The 18,733-nt window shown below is 43.3% G+C and carries 18 protein-coding genes; 9 read left to right on the top strand and 9 right to left on the bottom strand.

Annotation, left to right across the window (positions count from 1 at the left end):
- The first annotated feature begins 3 nt into the window (after positions 1-3).
- Positions 4-339, top strand: coding sequence for a TusE/DsrC/DsvC family sulfur relay protein (locus ACR63N_RS06415; protein WP_472782608.1), 336 nt, complete (start codon positions 4-6; stop codon positions 337-339).
- A 10-nt stretch (positions 340-349) separates the two neighbouring features.
- On the opposite strand, the gene ACR63N_RS06410 is transcribed toward ACR63N_RS06415, so the two are convergent.
- Positions 350-913 carry a tRNA (cytidine(34)-2'-O)-methyltransferase gene (locus ACR63N_RS06410; protein ID WP_472782607.1) on the bottom strand — a complete coding sequence of 188 codons (564 nt, stop codon included), beginning with the start codon at positions 911-913 and terminating at the stop codon, positions 350-352.
- A gap of 361 nt (positions 914-1,274) precedes the next feature.
- Between ACR63N_RS06410 and ACR63N_RS06405 the strand changes: the two genes are divergently transcribed.
- The gene (locus tag ACR63N_RS06405) at positions 1,275-1,415 is read left to right on the top strand and encodes an entericidin A/B family lipoprotein (RefSeq protein ID WP_367103287.1); all 141 of its coding nucleotides are present in this window, start codon (positions 1,275-1,277) and stop codon (positions 1,413-1,415) included.
- Positions 1,416-1,450: 35 nt separating this feature from the next.
- Positions 1,451-1,591 (top strand): entericidin A/B family lipoprotein, encoded by a 141-nt coding sequence (locus ACR63N_RS06400; RefSeq protein ID WP_367103288.1) that lies wholly within the window; start codon positions 1,451-1,453, stop codon positions 1,589-1,591.
- Positions 1,592-1,655: 64 nt separating this feature from the next.
- Here ACR63N_RS06400 and hemW read toward each other — a convergent pair whose 3' ends face one another.
- On the bottom strand, positions 1,656-2,948 hold the full coding sequence (hemW, locus tag ACR63N_RS06395; RefSeq protein ID WP_367103289.1) for a radical SAM family heme chaperone HemW: 1,293 nt from the start codon (positions 2,946-2,948) through the stop codon (positions 1,656-1,658).
- A 221-nt stretch (positions 2,949-3,169) separates the two neighbouring features.
- Here hemW and ACR63N_RS06390 point away from each other — a divergent pair, with 221 nt between their 5' ends.
- From ACR63N_RS06390 to accC, 5 genes are all read left to right on the top strand, one after another.
- Complete coding sequence (locus ACR63N_RS06390; RefSeq protein ID WP_367103290.1) at positions 3,170-3,664, top strand: EVE domain-containing protein; 495 nt, start codon at positions 3,170-3,172, stop codon at positions 3,662-3,664.
- A gap of 171 nt (positions 3,665-3,835) precedes the next feature.
- On the top strand, positions 3,836-5,047 hold the full coding sequence (locus ACR63N_RS06385) for a nucleotide sugar dehydrogenase (RefSeq protein ID WP_367103291.1): 1,212 nt from the start codon (positions 3,836-3,838) through the stop codon (positions 5,045-5,047).
- Positions 5,048-5,210: 163 nt separating this feature from the next.
- Positions 5,211-6,578, top strand: a complete 1,368-nt coding sequence (locus ACR63N_RS06380) for an MATE family efflux transporter (protein ID WP_367103292.1) — start codon at positions 5,211-5,213, stop codon at positions 6,576-6,578.
- Positions 6,579-6,885: 307 nt separating this feature from the next.
- Positions 6,886-7,314, top strand: coding sequence for an acetyl-CoA carboxylase biotin carboxyl carrier protein (accB, locus tag ACR63N_RS06375; RefSeq protein ID WP_367103293.1), 429 nt, complete (start codon positions 6,886-6,888; stop codon positions 7,312-7,314).
- Positions 7,315-7,357: 43 nt separating this feature from the next.
- Positions 7,358-8,719 carry an acetyl-CoA carboxylase biotin carboxylase subunit gene (gene accC / locus ACR63N_RS06370; protein WP_367103294.1) on the top strand — a complete coding sequence of 454 codons (1,362 nt, stop codon included), beginning with the start codon at positions 7,358-7,360 and terminating at the stop codon, positions 8,717-8,719.
- Between the two features lie 96 nt (positions 8,720-8,815).
- Here the strand turns inward: accC and ACR63N_RS06365 are convergent, their stop codons facing one another.
- Complete coding sequence (locus ACR63N_RS06365; protein ID WP_367103295.1) at positions 8,816-9,454, bottom strand: hypothetical protein; 639 nt, start codon at positions 9,452-9,454, stop codon at positions 8,816-8,818.
- A 253-nt stretch (positions 9,455-9,707) separates the two neighbouring features.
- Positions 9,708-11,489 (bottom strand): 2-isopropylmalate synthase, encoded by a 1,782-nt coding sequence (gene leuA, locus ACR63N_RS06360; RefSeq protein WP_367103296.1) that lies wholly within the window; start codon positions 11,487-11,489, stop codon positions 9,708-9,710.
- A 233-nt stretch (positions 11,490-11,722) separates the two neighbouring features.
- On the opposite strand from leuA, the gene ACR63N_RS06355 reads away from it, so the two are divergent.
- Entirely contained in the window at positions 11,723-12,211 is a 489-nt protein-coding gene (locus ACR63N_RS06355; protein WP_367103297.1) for an Lrp/AsnC family transcriptional regulator, read from the top strand.
- 30 nt (positions 12,212-12,241) lie between these two features.
- Here the strand turns inward: ACR63N_RS06355 and ACR63N_RS06350 are convergent, their stop codons facing one another.
- From ACR63N_RS06350 to ACR63N_RS06330, 5 genes are all read right to left on the bottom strand, one after another.
- Positions 12,242-13,504, bottom strand: a complete 1,263-nt coding sequence (locus tag ACR63N_RS06350; RefSeq protein WP_472782606.1) for a YbfB/YjiJ family MFS transporter — start codon at positions 13,502-13,504, stop codon at positions 12,242-12,244.
- Between the two features lie 172 nt (positions 13,505-13,676).
- Complete coding sequence (locus ACR63N_RS06345; RefSeq protein WP_367110274.1) at positions 13,677-15,026, bottom strand: ABC1 kinase family protein; 1,350 nt, start codon at positions 15,024-15,026, stop codon at positions 13,677-13,679.
- Positions 15,027-15,123: 97 nt separating this feature from the next.
- Positions 15,124-15,912: a HesA/MoeB/ThiF family protein gene (locus ACR63N_RS06340; protein ID WP_472782605.1), complete on the bottom strand. Its 789-nt coding sequence runs from the start codon at positions 15,910-15,912 to the stop codon at positions 15,124-15,126.
- 13 nt (positions 15,913-15,925) lie between these two features.
- Positions 15,926-16,933 carry a peptide chain release factor N(5)-glutamine methyltransferase gene (gene prmC, locus ACR63N_RS06335; RefSeq protein WP_472782604.1) on the bottom strand — a complete coding sequence of 336 codons (1,008 nt, stop codon included), beginning with the start codon at positions 16,931-16,933 and terminating at the stop codon, positions 15,926-15,928.
- Positions 16,934-16,968: 35 nt separating this feature from the next.
- Complete coding sequence (locus ACR63N_RS06330) at positions 16,969-18,621, bottom strand: AmpG family muropeptide MFS transporter (protein WP_367106004.1); 1,653 nt, start codon at positions 18,619-18,621, stop codon at positions 16,969-16,971.
- Between the last annotated feature and the right edge of the window lie 112 nt (positions 18,622-18,733).

Below are 18,733 nucleotides of genomic sequence, written 5' to 3'. Positions count from 1 at the left end.
TTTATGACTATAACTTCAACGACCAATAAGATTGCCTTAGACCAAGATGGTCACCTTTGTGACCATACCATTTGGACGCCAGAGATTGCCCAGCAGCTCGCTGATACACTGGATGTACAGCTAGATGCTGAGCATTTGCAAATCTTGCAGCAAGTACGCGCGTTTTTTGATAAATTCAATCACCCGCCGGCTACCCGTCCGCTTATCAAATGGCTACAAAAGACCTTACCTGAGCACGATATTAGCAATCAAAAGTTGCAGCAGATCTTTAAGACTGGCCTGGTCGCTCGTCACGTCAATCGCTTAGCGGGCTTGCCGAAACCGCCAAATTGCTTGTAGCTATTTTAGATTAAAGCTCCTTTGCATCATAAACCGTCAAAGTCTCATAACCAACACTACGCCCCGTATCCCCATCAAAGCCTTGCTGACGCCATACCTCATAAAGACATATCGCCACACTATTGGACAGATTTAAACTACGCGAATCAGGTAGCATCGGCAGACGCAGCCAATTGTCCGCACCAATGTCAGCGCGTATATCATCTGCTAGCCCCGCGGTTTCAGAACCAAAAACCAATGCTACGTGAGCAGCTTTATCAGACACTGCAGCAATACTTTTTTGCTTGGTAAAATCATAATCGTAAAAAGGCTCGCTAAGTTTCGTGGTCAACGCCGTGACGATATCACAGCCTGCCATTTCCAAAGCGCGTCTTGCTGCTATCCAGCTCTCATGTACCTGCAAGTTGGCATACTCGTGATAGTCAAGTCCAGCCCGGCGCAGCTTCTTGTCTTCAAGATCAAACCCTAATGGCTCAACTAAATGCAACTGCGCGCCAGTATTAGCACACAAGCGAATAATATTACCAGTATTACTAGGCATTTTGGGCGCAACAAGTACGATATGAATAGTCATAAAACTCCATAGATAGACAATTATAAAACTTTATAAATAGTTAAAATCACTCATTAAGCTGAGTCATATTCTTGGACATTAATAAAAAATAGCCACAAACCACTCAAGTGGTTAGTAATTAAAAGTTACAGTTTATTAGCAATAATTACATTTTGATACTGTGCACCGTTTTTAACTTTCTCTATCATAGCCGTAACGGATATCAACACGATTTAGTGATATTAGGGCGACATCTAAATGATGTTTATCTGAGATTACGATCTTGCATTTTTATCTTAATAATTAACGAACGACACTTAAATAGATTACCTAATAGGGTTGTCTTTATTTGTCCCATTCACTTTTTCTTGAGGGATTTAATATGAAAAAAGTAATTATCGCATCTTTGACCGCTATGTTTGTATTAACTGGTTGCAATACTTTTAAAGGTTTTGGTCAAGACGTAGAAAGCGCTGGTGAAGGCATTACTGATGGCGCTCAAAACGTTCAAGAGAAAATCTAAGAGTTGTAAATTAGTCTTTTTATAAGGAGTTTACTATGAAGAAAGTAATTATTGCATCTTTAACTGCTATGTTTGTGTTGACTGGTTGCAACACCTTTAAAGGTCTTGGCGAAGACGTATCAAGTGCAGGTAATGCTGTTACTGGCGGCGCAGCAAGTGTACAAGATAAAATCTAAATTTTAGAAGTTAGGTTTTTTAAAAGGCTTACCGTTTGGTAAGTCTTTTTTTGTATTCAAAACCCTATAAGAATTCTCGTAATACTTGATTAAGATACCGTCTTCCTAACGCTGTAGGCTCTAATTTATCTTTGCTATCAATCAGTAAGCCTTTATCCACCAGATGTTTTATCTGCATTGCAATATGACTATAACTCAACCCTGTTCGCGCTGTAAATAGTGACCACTCTACCCCCTTATACAAACGTAAGACGTTGAGCATAAACTCGCTTACCAGCTCATCAGTAGCAATAGCTTGCCAATTTACCATTTTAGGCAAATCATGGATGCTTGAATCTGAATTTTTATAATTCGTATAGTCTTTAGGCAAGCGCGATTTACTAAAGCGGTAAATATCATTATCTAAGGTTAAATCGTGATTGATTAAGACACTTGACCCTTTCTCATCAAGGTTTGCAATATCTATACTGACTTTGCCATGAGCGCCTGCACCAATTGCTAAATAATCTCCAAATTGCCAATAATTAACATTGTGACGACAGGGCGAATCTGACGCGCCTACCCACGCCGATACCTCGTAATTGTTATAGCCCAAGTGTTGCAACAATGCCTGACCTGCCTCTTCGATATCAGCCAAACTATCTTCATCGGGCAATAGGGGCTGGCTACGATAAAACACCGTATTAGGCTCAATGGTAAGCTGATACCAAGAGATATGAGTCGCGCCCGCATCGTGTGCGGTTTGTATATCGTATAATGCTTCGGTTAAAGTTTGCTTTGGCAGACCGTGCATTAAGTCGACGTTTACCCGCTCAAAACCGGCCTTACGTGCCGCTTTAATTGCAGATAAAGCTTGTTTGGGATCATGAATACGTCCAAGGGTGTCAAGCTTATCAGCAGCAAAGCTTTGTACGCCAATAGATAAGCGGTTGATGCCGACTTGTATATACTGGGCAAACGGCGCGTGCTCAAGGGTGCCTGGATTGGCCTCCATAGTAATTTCAATATCTTCAGCAAATTTAAAACACGATCGCAGGCCTGCAAATAAGCGCTGATATTGGGCAATAGGCAATAATGAGGGCGTACCGCCGCCGATAAATATTGAGCTGATTTCACGCCCTTGTGTCAATAACTGCTGCAATGTCGCATCATCGAGTAGAGCATCGACATAATCGTCGTACATTGACAAGGGGTGATCTACTGACAACTCATGTGAGTTAAAATCGCAATAAGGACATTTTTTAACGCACCAAGGGATATGAATATATAGTGCTAAAGGAATACTGGATACCTCAATATTAGCAAGTGAGGCATTAGTACGGACAGGTGGAATATTATTGATTTTGGTTACAGACATAATAGGCTTATTTATAGATGATAGATTACATAGGTAGCGCTTGATAAAATGGCCAAATCAGCAGCCTGAATCTTATATATAGTTGGCTTTGAAAACTACAAGCGCTAAACACTACATTTGCGACAAAGCGCTATTAGATGATAACCAGTAAGCAAAATGCTGGGCTTTTGAATGCTATTTTAAAAACATATTATTATACGATAATCAGTAGGAAGAAGAATATGGCATATTGGCTAATGAAATCTAACCCAAAATACTTTGGTATACATGACCTAGAGCACTTAGGGACGGAGATGTGGGATGGCGTGCGTAATTACCGCGCGCGCAATTTTATGCGTGATGATATGCAAGTAGGTGATAAAGTTATTTTTTATCACTCAAGCGCCAACCCTTCAGGCGCGGCTGGCGTTATGACTATTAGCAAAGCAGGCTACCCTGATCCGACTCAGTTTCATCCTGAACACAAGCATTATGACCCGCTAGCAACCGAGGATGAGCCGCGCTGGTATCTGGTCGATGTCACTTTTGAGCTGGCTTTTAGCGAGACCCTACCGCTATCTGAGCTTAAATTTATTCCCGCGCTGGAGGACTCGCTACTCCTTAAAAAAGGCTGTCAGCAACTAACCGTCATTCCACTCGACTTTAAACACTGGCAGGCTATCATAGATATGGCAAATACGCTTGAATTATTACCAAACGACGCCGATACCTTTTGATAGTAAATAGTAGGAGCTGCTTGCTGTTTTTACACCAGCTTTAGCACTTGTTTTGAGCGGTTAAGTTTTAGAGCTTAGATATAAATTAGTGTATCATGGCTGCAAAATAATTCTATTGAGCAGTACTGTTCTGCTTATCATTTATGTATAACCGTTAAGAAACTTTTATTTATGTCCAATACTATTATTTCCAATACTATAAAAAATATTGTCGTTATTGGCGCAGGCTACGTTGGTCTATCTAACGCTATCTTGTTAGCTCAGCCTAAGCTTAATACTCAGGTTACCCTTTATGATATCGATAAAGAAAAGATCAGAAGTATTCAAAACTGGCAATCACCTTTGCAAGATATTGATATAGCTAATTTTTTAGCTAAGAAAGATCTTAATCTTACGGCAACCTATGATAGCGATGATCTATATAAAAAGACTGACATCGTTATCATTGCTACCCCAACTAACTATGATGTGGCAGCAAGCAAATTTGATACCACAACGGTCGAGGTGAGTATTCGCTCTATTCGTGAGCAAAACCAAGACGCTTTTATTGTCATTAAATCAACCGTGCCCATTAGTTTTACTGCGTCAATGCAGGCTCAGTTTGATGATAAGATCTTATTTATGCCTGAGTTTTTGCGTGAAGGGCAAGCACTTTTTGATAATCTGCACCCTTCTCGAATTATTGTCGGGGCAGCAGAGAGGTACCATACTGCCGCAGCGCAGCTAATAGCGCTTTACCAACAGGCAAGCTTTGAGAATAGTGCTGAGACCCTAATTATGCCTGCAACTGAAGCTGAGGCAGTAAAGTTATTTGCTAACAGCTATCTGGCGATGCGCATTGCTTTTTTTAATGAGCTTGATAGCTTCTCTGAAAAGCACCACTTGTCCAGCCAATCCATTATAAAGGGTATGGGACTTGATCCGCGCATTGGCGATCACTATAACAACCCTTCTTTCGGTTATGGCGGCTACTGCTTGCCAAAAGACACTCAGCAGCTAAAGGCTAACTATAATGATATTCCGGCCAATATTATTCATGCCGTAGTCGACTCCAACAATACCCGTAAACGCTTTATTGCGCGGCAAATTGTTGAGAAGCAGCCCAAAAGCGTGGGTATTTATCGCCTTAGCATGAAAAAGGACGCAGATAATTTTCGTGATTCTGCGATATTAGATATTATAGACATTTTATTACAGCATGGTTTAACGCTCACCATTTATGAGCCTTCTCTTAGTGAAGATACTTTTAAAAGCTGTCAGGTTATTAATGATCTACAGCAGTTTATACAACAAAATGATCTGATCGTAGCCAACCGCTGGAGCGATGAATTATCAGCAGTGGCAGACAAGATTTATACTAGAGACGTCTTTGGTTATAGTTAAACTCTATCTGGGGAACAAGAAGCTAGCTAAAAGTTGACATCAGCGTAAAGCTTCTTTACCATCATCTCTACTTTTGGCCTGTCTATTCAATTTGAATGGGCAGGTTATTTTTGTTTTAGTCCTCTAAACCATAATAGATTTAGATAATAACAAGTTGCTGATCATGGCATTGCCGATATCCTTCACCGATTTTAAAAGCTATAGCCTGCGTTTAGGCGTGCTAGCACTACCTATCTTAATCACTCAATTCTCTCAAGCTGCGCTTGGTGTCGTCGATGCTATCATGGCAGGTGCGGTTTCCGCCCTTGATTTAGCTGCGGTTGCAGTTGGTTCTGGCATCTGGCTACCCCTCTATTTATTGGCAACCGGTATCTTAATCGCCACTACTCCGCTCATTGGTGAGGCGATAGGCCAAAATAGACATGACCAAGTTCCTCATATCACTCAGCAGTCAATATGGACAGCAGGGGTTATTGGTATTATTGGGTTTATCATTGTCAGTTTAATGCCCAATATACTCAATATAATGGGCGTTCCTGCGAACATCCAACCTATAGCGGCTCAGTACTTACGCGGCGTAGCTTTTGGTTTCCCTGCTATGGCAGTATACGCTGTGCTGCGTAGTTATTGCGAAGCGCTAGGACGACCAGAGCCAGTAACCGTCATTAGTATTATCGGTCTGTTAGCAGATATTCCTTTAAACTATATTTTTATCCACGGTTTGTTTGGTATGCCAGAGCTTGGTGGTGCAGGCTGCGGCGTGGCAACAGCACTAGTACTGTGGATTAATGTCCTGCTATTAGGTGCATATACTACCTTTACTAAGCGCCAACAGTTTGCCAGTACGCGCTTTTTTTATAGCTTCACTAGGCCCAATCGAGCACAAATCACTAAACTGCTCACACTTGGTATCCCTATTGGTATCTCTATCTTTTTTGAAGCCAGTTTATTTAGCTTGGGTGCGTTGGTCATCAGTCCACTAGGTGAGCTTGCTACCGCATCACATCAAGTGGCGCTAGCTGTGACCTCACAGCTCTTTATGATACCGATATCGGTCGCTATGGCACTGACTATTATGATATCTAATCGCTTTGGTGAAAAGAATCTGCTCACACTACAACATGTGCAAACGACTGGTCTTATTTGGACCGTGTTGATTGCTATTACTTGTATGCTGGGTATTTGGCTATTTAGACCACAAGTGGCGGCCGCTTTTACTGATAACCTAGAAGTGCGCGCCCAAGCCATGCATTTATTAATTTTTGCGCTGGCTTATCAGCTGTTTGATGGTTGGCAAGTTAACGTAGCTGGTATATTGCGCGGTATGCAGGACACTACCGTACCGATGTGGGTCACTCTGTTTTGTTATTGGATCGTCGCGTTGCCGCTTGGTATTTATTTGGTGCGCTTTACCGATATTGGCGCTCAAGGGTTTTGGATGGCACTGATTACCGGTTTGATACTAGCCTCTATTTTGTTGACCTTGCGACTACGCTATCAGCAAAGACGTTTAACGATGCTGTGGACCTAGTGGTTCGTCACTACTTTTATTAATATTATAAAGCGCTGAGCTTGAACTTAACTTTGAACTTAGTATCGTAGCTTCTAGTAACTGACTCTAACTAAACCTAGCGCTCTCTATAGACATAGACTATGATAAATCATCAGTTAAGTCTTACCGATGATCGTTTTGATGTCAAAAATATGTAAAAATTTCAGTTAACAGATGTACATTGATTGCTCATTGCGCTGAATATAGGTATCATTAGTAATCAATTACCCAATATTTTGTTACACTATTTCTTTCCTTAATTCTAGAAAAAGGTCTTATAAAAATCATGGATATCGAAAAAATACGCACGCTAATCGCTCTCATGGAAGAAAAGGATTTGGTCAATCTAGAGGTCAGCTCAAAAAATGAGCATGTTAGTTTGACTAGACATTATGATGCTCCTGCACCAACGATGATGGCCGCTCCTGCTGCCGGCAGCGCACCTGTCGCTACCGAAGCTAAAGCTACGACGAAGCCTGGTAGTGTTGAGACCTCACCTATGGTTGGTGTATTCTACGCAGCTCCAAGCCCCAATGATCCACCATTTGTAAAAGTGGGACAAAAAGTTCAAGCAGGAGACACATTAGGTATTATTGAAGCCATGAAGATTATGAACCCACTTGAGGCCACCCAAAGCGGTATCATTGATGAGATCTTAGTCAACAACTCTGAAGTTGTACAGTTTGGCCAGCCCGTTGTGCGCTACAAAGCCTAACGGTATTTGTCACACTCTACATTACTTTGACAAGGATGACTTCATGATAAAAAAACTGCTTATTGCCAATCGTGGCGAGATTGCCCTACGTATCGTACGTGCCTGTAAAGCGCTCGGTATTGAGACCGTAGGTGTCTACTCTACCGCCGATGAAAACCTTATGCATCTGCGTTTTGTGGATGAGGCTATCTGTATCGGTATGCCTAATGCCAATCAAAGCTATTTAAACATCAGTACTATTTTGACTGCTGCTGAGATTACTGGTGCTGACGCCATTCATCCAGGTTATGGTTTTTTGGCAGAAAATGCTGAGTTTGCTGAACGGGTTGAGGAAGCAGGATTGACCTTTGTCGGTCCCAATGCTGATCATATTCGCTTGATGGGTAACAAAGTCTCCGCCATCAACGCTATGAAAAAAGCGGGCGTGCCTACGGTGCCAGGCTCTGTGGGCGCAGTTACGCTACATAACGCTGAGGAACAAGCGCGCAATATCGGTTTCCCGCTCCTCATCAAAGCGGCCTCTGGCGGCGGCGGGCGCGGTATGCGCGTGGTGGAGCGTTTTGATGAGCTGATCGGTCAGTTCCAGTCCGCCAAACAAGAAGCTGAGCTTTGGTTTGGCGACGATACCGTCTATATGGAGCGCTACCTACAAAACCCGCGCCATGTTGAGATTCAAGTATTAGGCGACGGTAACGGCAACGCCATCCATCTGTATGACCGCGACTGCTCACTTCAGCGTCGGCATCAAAAGGTGTTAGAGGAAGCTCCTGCTCCTGATATACCCGACGATGTACGTGAACCTATTTTAAAAGCTTGCGTTAAAGCTTGCGAGCTTGTGCAGTATCGCGGCGCTGGTACCTTTGAGTTTTTATTTGAAAACGATGAATTTTTCTTTATCGAGATGAACACACGTATACAGGTTGAACATCCCGTCACTGAGATGATTACTGGTATCGACGTCGTCGTTGAACAGTTAAAAATTGCTGCAGGTTATGGATTATCTTACCGTCAAAGCGATATTGAGATTCAGGGTCACGCCATTGAGTGCCGTATTAATGCTGAAGATCCAGCGACTTTTATGCCCTCCCCTGGTAAAGTGACTCAATTATATGCGCCAAGTGGTGCCGGCGTTCGCTTTGACTCGCATCTATACCCTGGATATGATATCCCCAGCTACTACGACTCACTTATCGGTAAGCTGATTTGTCATGGACAGACGCGCCAGCAAGCTATTGCAAAAACAGTGCATGCGCTTGACGAGCTTATCATTGAAGGTATCAAAACCAATATTCCGATGCACCGTGATGTTATTTTGGCAGATGAAAACTTCGTTAATGAAGCACAAAATATTCATTATCTAGAAGAAGAGCTGCTTAAGTCTCAAAAGACTAAAACGGCAACTTAATTACAACTGTGTTTCAGTTCAATACAATTTTATGCACGAAAAAAACCGCCATCAGCTCTGATAGCGGTTTTGCTTGTAAATGCTAATAACTGCGCGTTACGGTAATACCCTACGAAATCTCATAAAGCATTCTCTACCATCAGGGTCAGCGCACCACTGCATCTGATCGCCATCATGATCCAAAAACGCAATTAAGGCCTCATCAGTCTGGTCGATCTGGTTACCTGAACAGTCTACTTCATTGTTATCAAAGACTGTCTTGATCGCAATAATGGGTAAACCTTCTTCACGATGAGTGACTAAGTAACGACCATAAGTCCACTCTTTACCACTGACTGTCCACACCTCGTTGTCAGAACCAAAGTTGTATAGCTCTCGGCACTGAGCAGGTTTTTTGGTAGCGACATTGGTATTTACTGACGTACTAGGTGCTATGCTAGGATTTACTTTAAAGGTACGACGCTCATTTTGTGCTAAAACCCCACCTGTTGTTTCTGGCTCTCCTAGTGATACACTAGGCTCCTCATTTACTACGGGTGCTGTAGGCAGCTCAGTAGGTAACACTGCATTATCATTCATGGTAGGCGTATAATCTAGATCTATCTCCCACTGCCCTGCAATAGCTGGTCTGATATGCGTCGTGATTACCGATTGACTAATCGGCTCACCACCGTTGGCAGGTAAGCCTGCTAAAACTGCGGCTAGCGTAAATGAAGCAAATGAGAGAGGTTCCATAATTAACCTTTTATTTGTAGCGATTGATTTATAATATTCAGTTACATATGTATGCTAGTTTAAGTCCTAGATAGCAATCATACAAGTAACTTTATGCTTCTATGCTTTCGTCGTAAGTGTTCACATATTGTACCCATGCAGCTCAATGGACGTTTTTATAAATTGCAACCTATCTTGAATAAAAAAGTACCGCCATACCCTCTAGAACGATATGGCGGTACGGTAACACGAAACGGTTTACGCTAATCTAGGATTAAGCAGCTGTGGTACTTGGCGCTTGAGCAAAGGCCGACAACGCGCCTTTTAGCATGGCAGATACTGTGCTACTACAAGTCCCAATACCAGAGTAGATCTCACCATCGACATTGAGCTGAATGTAAGCGACTGCATTAGCATCAGTCTTATTGTCTTTACTACTATCATCATCAATACCATCAACCTGATTATGCTGCGGATTAATCGCATGTTCAGCATAGTTAATGATATGTAGCGATTTGCCGGTATGCTGAGCTAGACCGTTAATGAATGAAGATAAAGGACCGTTACCTTTACCATCAATGGTAATGGTGTCACCATTCATTTGTACTTGACCATTAAAGAACACCTCACCGCCCTTATTATTGACACTATAGTCTAATAGCTCAAAGTTGCCTTGCTGCAAGTAAGTGTCTTCAAAGGTCTGTAATATCTCATCATTTTGCAATTCACGTTCAGCAGTTTCTGCTTGCTTTTGTACCACGCCGCTAAAGTCAATTTGCATCCAGCGCGGCAAGTTAAAGCCGTAGTTGCGCTGTAAGATATAAGCAACGCCGCCTTTGCCTGACTGACTATTGATACGTACCACGTCTTGATAGCTACGACCAATATGCGAAGGATCGATGGGCAGGTAAGCCACATCCCAAACATTTTCAGTGGTCTCTTTATGCTGCTCATTATAATCAAGCGACTTTTTGATCGCATCTTGATGCGAGCCACTAAAGGCGGTGAATACTAGCTCACCGACGTAAGGATGGCGCGGATGCACAGGCAGATTGTTACACTCGCTGACTACCTGTACAATTTCACTCATATTACTAAAATCAAGCTCAGGATCGATGCCTTGGCTAAATAAGTTCATCGCCATCACCATCACATCCATGTTACCAGTACGCTCACCATTGCCAAGTAGCGTACCCTCAATACGATCGGCGCCTGCAAGCATGCCAAGCTCGGAGGCAGCTACCGCGCAGCCGCGGTCATTGTGAGTATGCAAGCTAACCGTTACATGCTCACGCTGGGCAAGATTACGACAGAAATACTCAACCTGATCGGCAAATATATTAGGCATAGCGGCCTCAACCGTTGCTGGCAAGTTGATGATAACCTCCTGTCCTTGCTCTGGCTGCCAAACCGCGCAGACCGCGTCGCAGACTTCTACTGCATACTCGGTTTCCGTTTGGCTAAAGCTCTCAGGAGAGTACTGAAACACCCACTCGGTCTCGGGATATTTGGCGGCGTACTCTACCAACAGCTTGGCGCCTTCGATAGCAATCTCTTTGATTTGCGCTTTATCTTTGCCGTAAACCTTTTCACGTTGTACGCGGCTGGTTGAATTGTAGACATGAACGATGGCTCGCTTCGCGCCTTTCAATGACTCAAAGGTACGGGCAATTAAATGCTCACGTGCTTGTACCAACACTTGCAAAGTAACATCTTTAGGAACTAGGTTTTCTTCGATTAACTTACGGGCAAAGTCAAACTCAACTTGCGCCGCTGATGGAAAACCAATCTCGATCTCTTTAAATCCCACTTCCACTAAAGTCTTAAAAAACCGTGTTTTTTGTTCAATGGTCATCGGATCAATCAAAGCTTGGTTGCCATCACGCAGATCAACGCTCGCCCATATCGGCGCTTTTTCAATGGTTTTGCTCGGCCAAGTGCGGTCAGGTAGCGATGGCGTAAAAGCGAAGGGACGGTACTTGGTATAATCAAAAGCCGCGTGTTTGGGGGTAACTCTTGCGTGGTTTATAGTAGCGGAGTGCGTAGTGTTAGACATAATCAATCCTTAGATGACGTAGAGGGTTAAATTTACAACTATCCGCAACTATCAGATTGTATTCAACATACTCTGATAAATTTCGTACAAGACAGCCAAAGTTTATAGAGTTATGATAACAAAGTTTGGAAAGTGAAAAACTGCTTTGTTCAATAAAATTTAAGAATATATTAGTGATTAATATACGTTTTATAGTTATTATTAGCTTAAATCTCTAACGTTAGAGCTACACTATGACAGAAAACAAATCTACCTCCACTTTAATTCACGAGATTGATGCTATTGACCAGCGTTTATTACGTTTATTACAGACTGATGCACGTATGAGTATCACTGAGCTTGCCGAACGTGTGAATTTATCAGCGACCCCTTGTGCACGCCGCATCAAGCGTCTAGAAGAGAGCGGCATTATCACCGGTTATCATACTCAAATTGACCCGCAAAAGCTTGGTTATCCGCTGGCAGTTTTTATCGCTATTAGTATGGATCGCCACACCGCTGAGCGTTTCGAGCAGTTCGAGCGCAAAGTACAGAGCTTCGATGAAGTGCTGAGCTGTAGTATTGTCACTGGCCGCAGTGAAGATTATCTTATCAAAGTACGCGTGCGCGATATGGCGCATTATGAGGAGTTTTTATTGCATAGGCTCAACCGCATTGAAGGGGTGGCACAAGTGCATACCAGCTTTGAGCTACGAGAAGTGTTTCAGCGCAGTGTGGTTTAAAGGCTAAGTTTAAAACCATTGAATCTGCAATTACTCTATAGGATGCCAATGTTTGCGAAACTGCACTAGCAAACCTACGCTTAATAAAAGCCCTATACCAGCGACCAGCAATCCGGCGTTAAAATTATCATTCGGTCCTGCCAGCGCAACTGTCACAAGCGGACCAATAAACTGTCCTAAAGCATAAGCTAGCGTTGCCAATCCTATTAATAAATTGGAGTAATCCGGATTCATATTCTTAACAATATTAAGGGTCATCGATACCATGCCAGCAAAGGTTAAACCGACAATAACCGCGTTCACATATAACCCCGGTATGCCAGTAAGCCAAGTCGGCGCAAACATACCCAGCGCTTGTACAATCGTTAAACCTATCAAGGTATTCAGCTCGCCAATACGTTTGGAGAGCAGTCCCCATACTGGATTAGAGAACACTATACAAATACCCACTACCAGCCAAATTCGCAAACCAATATAAGACTGCCCGGTTAACTGCTGCTCTGCCATAACGGGCAAAAAAGTCGTGGAGGTGATATAGCCAAAACCAGCTAATATATAGCTTGCGCTTAACAGCGCTATAGCTTTACCCTGTGCACTAATAGCCTCATAAAGTGCGCGTTTAAAATGCTTATATATCTGGTTAATAGTAGGCTGGCTTTTAACCTTTGTTGCCAGCGTTTTCTGATATTTTTTATTATTCAAAGGCCTTATAGCATACAGCAGCCATAAAAGTGGCAAGCTGCTCACGCCAGCTACTAACCAAATAGTATCGAAATGCAGATCTAGGTTTAATAGCCACCAAGTTACGATAGCTGAGGCGCTAATACCTACCCCAATACCCGCATAATGAATGGTTGAGAGAATGGATCGCCGCGCGAGACTGAAACGCTGAATAATAAAAGAGGTGCTAAGAATCATCACCAAACCGCTTGCGATCCCTGCTAACAACCGAATCACATACCATAGACTCATCGGTAACTGCGGTATAAATAATAAAAGTGTCGTCGCGACACTAATGATAGCACCGAGCATCAAGGTCTGCCAGGTCAGACGCTGCGGTATAAACATGGAGACCAGTGATCCAATAAAATAACCAATGTAATTGACAGAGGCCAGCCAGCCTGCAACCAAAGTCGTCAGCGGCAGCTGCACCATAATATCAGGTAAGGTAGCTGTAAATAAAAAACGCCCATAACCCATGGCTACCGCTATAGAATAAAGCCCAATAAAGGCAATAGCGGTTTCATTAGTAATTATAGGATTTGAGCGTCTACGGCTCTTGGAGACAGTCATTATGACACAGCCAATCTGCAGGGTTGATTTAAAACAATCAGCGCACAATCCTTTGTGCTGGTAGAGGATATTGAAAGATTTTAATAACACCTAATAGTAGCACTAAAACTCCTGTGAGAAGTATTAGTGCTACTATTACGTTATAACAGATAGATTGTCGTTTTATATTAACTTAAGCTTTCGATATCAAATTAGGTTCCGAGACATGAGTAGACTCGCCTAGTATAGCAACGCGGCTGTCGCTAAACATATCCATATCAGGGGCAAGCGTACGCATAAAGCGATCAAAATATAATAGCTGTTTAGTCAATAAGGCAAAATCGCGTGGGAAATGAATACCATGGCGCTTGCCCACATCGACGATCTCTAGCATCATCTTATTAAGCTCATCAGCTTGCTCTTTATTATTAAAAGGCACACCGCTGGTAAAAGCTATGTCTTCTGCCATAATTGTCTGCATCATGCGCTGCAAATCATCTGCTAGTGCAGCTATGTCTACCTGACTGCGACCATGGGTCATCTCCATATCGACCATGTAATGCGCCATAGCTTGGTAATCATTATCTTGCAAAGCTTGCATCATGCCCATACAAGCGCGCCAGCTCTCCGCTTTGAGTTTGCCGACAATGCCAAAATCGATAAAGCCGATGCGGCCATCAGTCAGTAGCATCAAATTGCCCGCATGCAAGTCAGCGTGAAAGCTATTGCACAGCATCAGGCTTGCAAACCAAGTGTTTAGCGTATCAGCCATTACTTGCGCAGGATCAGTGCAATATTGGCGCATAGCGTTCTCATCGATCATCGACACGCCATGTAAGCGGCTCATGGTCAAAACTCGTTTGGTGGTTAAGTCGTCATAGACCTTTGGCGCTACCACTCGGGCGTTGTCAGTCATGGCCAAAAACTGCTGAAAATCACGAATATTCTGCGCTTCTGCAACAAAATCAGTTTCGGCTAGCATCCGCAGACGAATCTCATCAATAATGGGTGCAATGCTAGCAAACTTCATCGACGGCATGAGCAGCTCAAGCAATTTGGTGACCCCATGCAAAACCCCTAAATCAGTCTGCATAATAGTCTCAACGTTAGGTTTTTGTACCTTTAATACTACCTCATCGCCATTATGCAGACGCGCGGCATGAACCTGCGCAATAGATGCCGATGCTAGAGGCTGCGGATCTATATGAGCGAATTTATCTGTCAATGTGTGACCATCAACCGCCAGTTCTGCTTGCAAAACTTGTTCGATATACTTATAAGACAATGGCGTGGTTTGATCCAAAAAGCCTTGGAAGGCTTCGACATACTCACGCGGAAATAAGGAGGGCGTACTGGCGATAAACTGTCCAATCTTGATATAAGTGGTACCCAGTTGCTCAAAAGTCTCTTTTAATAAGTTGGCATCCGGCTTCTCACCTTTGGCAACGCGCAGTGCTGATAGACCAGCAATACTCGCCGTTTGGCGCACACGGTTGACGACGTTAAGCGAATGTTTTAGTAAATGCGGACGATGTATTTTCATAAGTGGTCACTGTTTTTATATATTTTATATAAAGATAAGAATAGTAATAGATAATTAGTCGTAGGGTGCTAAGAGGGATCAGTATTAGTTAAGCTCGTTAAGCCCTAGTGCAAACCGGACAATGCGGATCTTGCCGATAACCCATCAAGCGCTGCTGCATCTGGCGACCATCCCATAACAATAATTTACCAGCTATTGGATTTTTATGACGTCCTAAATATTGCAAAGCGGCATTGGCTTGCAAATTGCCCATGATACCGGTAGTGCTAGCAAGTACTCCAGAATTAGCGCAAGTACGCTCATCAGTACTGCTATCAAGCTCACCAAATACGCAATGATAACAGCCTGTGTGTAGCGACGGCTCAAACAATGCCAACTGCCCTTGCATCGCAATGGCCGATGCTGTCAATAGCGGAATCTGATAGTGCACGCTGATGCGATTAACCAACGCTCGCGTGGCAAAATTATCGGTGCAATCAAGTATCAAGTCAGGTGTGCCCGCTGTCATCTCTAGCAGCTCATAAGCATTAGCATCGCTCAGACGTGCCACTGTTGCTTGCGTCTGCACCAAAGGATTAATTTTTTGTAGCGTTTGCGCGGCGGTTTGTGCTTTGGGTTTACCAATGTCCTCTGGTAAAAATAGCGTTTGGCGCTGCAAATTACTGGCTTCAATAACATCATCATCGATAAGTAGCAGCTGTCCAAGACCTGCGCGCACCAAGATCTCAGACGCCGGACAGCCAAGGCCACCTGCGCCAACCATGACGATACGGGACGACTTTAAGCGTAGCTGTGCCTCAATATCCCAGCCCTCAAGCAGTACTTGGCGCGCATAGCGTAGTAGCTCGTCATCGTTTAGCATCTGATGGTCTAAAGGTATCGTCATAATTTTATAATGTTTAATTTTTTAATGGCTTTTGACCCAGTGTGATCCGATCATTACCGCCATAGTCTTTTATGGTTTGTACGAACTCAAAGCCGCTTGCTAAAAACAGCTCACGAACCGCTAACCCTTGATCGTAGCCGTGTTCAAGCGCTAATAAACCGCCTATTTGCAAATATTCGGGCGCATTTCTTACGATGAACTCTATATCGGCTAGTCCGTGATTTGACGCACTGAGCGCGCTAATCGGTTCGGCTTGCAAACGCGTCAAATGCTCTTCAGTCTCATCAATATAAGGCGGGTTGGAGACGATCACATCAAACAGCTTGGAGGCATCAGTAGATAAAGCCTCATACCAACTGCTTTGGATAAATTTAACTTCGACATTATTAGCCACTGCATTGTGTTTAGCTACTTTTAGCGCCTCTGCTGAGATATCAACAGCCACCACTTGCCAGCGCTCTTGTCCAGTATATTTCAAACTTTGTTTTTGCAAATTATCTTTAAGCTCATAGGCAAGGCTAATTGCAATACAACCAGAACCCGTGCCCAAATCTAGCAAACGCCTACTATCTAAGCGCTTGGCATCTAAGCACTTGGTATCTGTATGTTCTATGGCGGCGATATTTGCTTTATCAAGGTGGCGATCAGAATTGCTCTTATTAACATTATAGCTATCTTGCGCCCTTATCCACTGTAATACCTGCTCAACCAACACTTCGGTATCGGGTCTGGGAATGAGTGTATGCTCGTTAACGCAAAAATCAAGCGACCAAAATTCTTGATGACCAGTCAGATAGGCCAGTGGCACGCCCTGCTGCATTTTAATGACACCTGCATTAAACTCTTCAAGCTCACTATCGGTTAGCTCATAATCGTCGTCGGTGATGAGAAATAGTGCTGGCTTATCAATAACATGTAACAGCCAATCGGTAAGCCAAAATGTAGGCAGATTATTAGTTGATTTGGTATTAGCCAACTGTGCTATTTGCTGCTTTACTTGACGAATACTAAGCGTTGTCATAACTCTTTAATAACCCCTTTCTACTTATACCACTATTACTCTGGAGCGCGTGGTGGCTCTTTGGTATCTGTCAAATTAGGATTGACTTTAGTCAACTTATTACCACCTGTATCGCCGCCCCCTTGGTCATCATCGCCGTAAATATCATCATTATCACCGATGACGATATGTTTATCGACCAAGTAAATTAGTAGCAAAATCGGTAAACCAATCGCAAAAGTGAAGATAAAGAAAAACGGGTAGCTGGTGTTGTCAACGATAGTACCAGAATAACCCCCTAACACTTTAGGGAACAAGGTCATTAACGACGAAAATATCGCGTACTGTACGGCGGTAAATCGAATCGATGTCAATGCCGATAAAAAGGCAATAAACACGGCACTAGCCAAACCTGCAGCAAGATTATCGAAAATCACCGCCATGTACATATATGGCAGACTACCTGGATGATAAGTTAAGACCACAAACAATAAATTGGTAACACAAGCTAATATAGCTCCGACCATCATCGCCTGCATCATACGCAGCTTTTGCGCCAAAATCCCGCCCAAAAAGCCCCCAGCAATAACCATGACAACGCCAACTAGCTTTACGGCATTGGCAATGTCGGTTTTGCTAAAGCCCATATCTTGATAAAAGACGTTGGAGATAATTCCAGCGACAATATCAGATATACGATACAAACCAATTAATGCGAGTAATAATAGTGCTTTTTTGCCATAGCGGCGGAAAAAGTCCGCAATAGGTTCAATCCATGTCGTTTTAGCGACCTGCTGCTCTACAAGGTTTGCTTTGACTAGCGCATATCCAACTGCTATGGCGGCAATGAGGCTCAGTACCATGCGTACCGTTTCAATTAGAAAGTCAAATAGCACACTGTCAGTTTCTGGCAGTAATGGTCCTACATTAGCAAACACCAACACAAAACCGACAACCGAGATTGCAAAAACCAATACCAATCGCGCATAGTCTGAGGTTTTGCGCTCGATGCGTACTTGACTACTAATAGGCTCATGAATAACTAGCGTTGTCATTACGCCAATGCCCATAACGCCTGCCATTATCCAATAAGTGTTACGCCATGCCTCATAGCTATAAAGTGCTTCGGTTGAACCAAAATAATCGGCCAGATACAGGGCCCCTGCCCCCGCAACTATCATACCTAAGCGGTAGCCTGCGGTATACATAGCAGACAGCACTGATTGCAAGCTTGGCGGGGCAAGCTCAATCCGGTAAGCATCAATAACGATGTCTTGGGTAGCGGATGAAAACCCAAGCAATACGGCCCCAATCGCCATATAAACTAGACTACCTTCATTGGTTGGGTTGACACTCGCCATCAAGCAGATGGACGATATAATCAGTAGCTGGGCGACTAATATCCAACTGCGCCTACGCCCTAATAGTCTTGTTAAAATAGGCAAAGGCACGGCATCAACCAACGGTGCCCAAATAAATTTAAATGAATAACCTAGCGCCGCCCAGCTAAACATGGTCACAACGCTGCGGTCGATACCCGCTTCCCGCAGCCATAATGATAAACTTGAAAAGATAAGCAGGATGGGAATACCAGCGACAAAACCCAAAAACAGCATAATAATGGCGCGGCGATCAAGATAGGCTTTTGCCGCCTCTCCCCACGACTTTTTAGCAGGAGGGTTAGGCGGTATAGATTGGGCAGCAGACATATAAACTCACCAAAACTTAAAACAAAAATAACTGCACACAATTTTTATTGCTCCTTCATATCTAAGAGTAATAAAAACAGTTTGACGTTATAAAAATAAATCCAGACTTGCA

Source organism: Psychrobacter sp. M4 (genome assembly GCF_055699795.1).
The sequence above is the reverse complement of the archived record's forward strand: the minus strand, read 5'-3'. Positions and strand labels throughout refer to the sequence as shown.

Excerpts from the sequence above, each read along its gene's own strand:
- ACR63N_RS06400 (WP_367103288.1), top strand. The coding sequence starts at position 1,451 with ATGAAGAAAGTAATTATTGCATCTTTAACTGCTATGTTTGTGTTGACT.
- ACR63N_RS06390 (WP_367103290.1), top strand. The coding sequence starts at position 3,170 with ATGGCATATTGGCTAATGAAATCTAACCCAAAATACTTTGGTATACAT.
- ACR63N_RS06355 (WP_367103297.1), top strand. The coding sequence starts at position 11,723 with ATGACAGAAAACAAATCTACCTCCACTTTAATTCACGAGATTGATGCT.
- ACR63N_RS06405 (WP_367103287.1), top strand. The coding sequence starts at position 1,275 with ATGAAAAAAGTAATTATCGCATCTTTGACCGCTATGTTTGTATTAACT.
- ACR63N_RS06345 (WP_367110274.1), bottom strand. The coding sequence starts at position 15,026 with ATGAAAATACATCGTCCGCATTTACTAAAACATTCGCTTAACGTCGTC.
- prmC (WP_472782604.1), bottom strand. The coding sequence starts at position 16,933 with ATGACAACGCTTAGTATTCGTCAAGTAAAGCAGCAAATAGCACAGTTG.
- hemW (WP_367103289.1), bottom strand. The coding sequence starts at position 2,948 with ATGTCTGTAACCAAAATCAATAATATTCCACCTGTCCGTACTAATGCC.
- ACR63N_RS06330 (WP_367106004.1), bottom strand. The coding sequence starts at position 18,621 with ATGTCTGCTGCCCAATCTATACCGCCTAACCCTCCTGCTAAAAAGTCG.
- ACR63N_RS06350 (WP_472782606.1), bottom strand. The coding sequence starts at position 13,504 with ATGACTGTCTCCAAGAGCCGTAGACGCTCAAATCCTATAATTACTAAT.
- ACR63N_RS06410 (WP_472782607.1), bottom strand. The coding sequence starts at position 913 with ATGACTATTCATATCGTACTTGTTGCGCCCAAAATGCCTAGTAATACT.
- leuA (WP_367103296.1), bottom strand. The coding sequence starts at position 11,489 with ATGTCTAACACTACGCACTCCGCTACTATAAACCACGCAAGAGTTACC.
- accC (WP_367103294.1), top strand. The coding sequence starts at position 7,358 with ATGATAAAAAAACTGCTTATTGCCAATCGTGGCGAGATTGCCCTACGT.
- accB (WP_367103293.1), top strand. The coding sequence starts at position 6,886 with ATGGATATCGAAAAAATACGCACGCTAATCGCTCTCATGGAAGAAAAG.
- ACR63N_RS06415 (WP_472782608.1), top strand. The coding sequence starts at position 4 with ATGACTATAACTTCAACGACCAATAAGATTGCCTTAGACCAAGATGGT.
- ACR63N_RS06380 (WP_367103292.1), top strand. The coding sequence starts at position 5,211 with ATGGCATTGCCGATATCCTTCACCGATTTTAAAAGCTATAGCCTGCGT.
- ACR63N_RS06385 (WP_367103291.1), top strand. The coding sequence starts at position 3,836 with ATGTCCAATACTATTATTTCCAATACTATAAAAAATATTGTCGTTATT.
- ACR63N_RS06340 (WP_472782605.1), bottom strand. The coding sequence starts at position 15,912 with ATGACGATACCTTTAGACCATCAGATGCTAAACGATGACGAGCTACTA.
- ACR63N_RS06365 (WP_367103295.1), bottom strand. The coding sequence starts at position 9,454 with ATGGAACCTCTCTCATTTGCTTCATTTACGCTAGCCGCAGTTTTAGCA.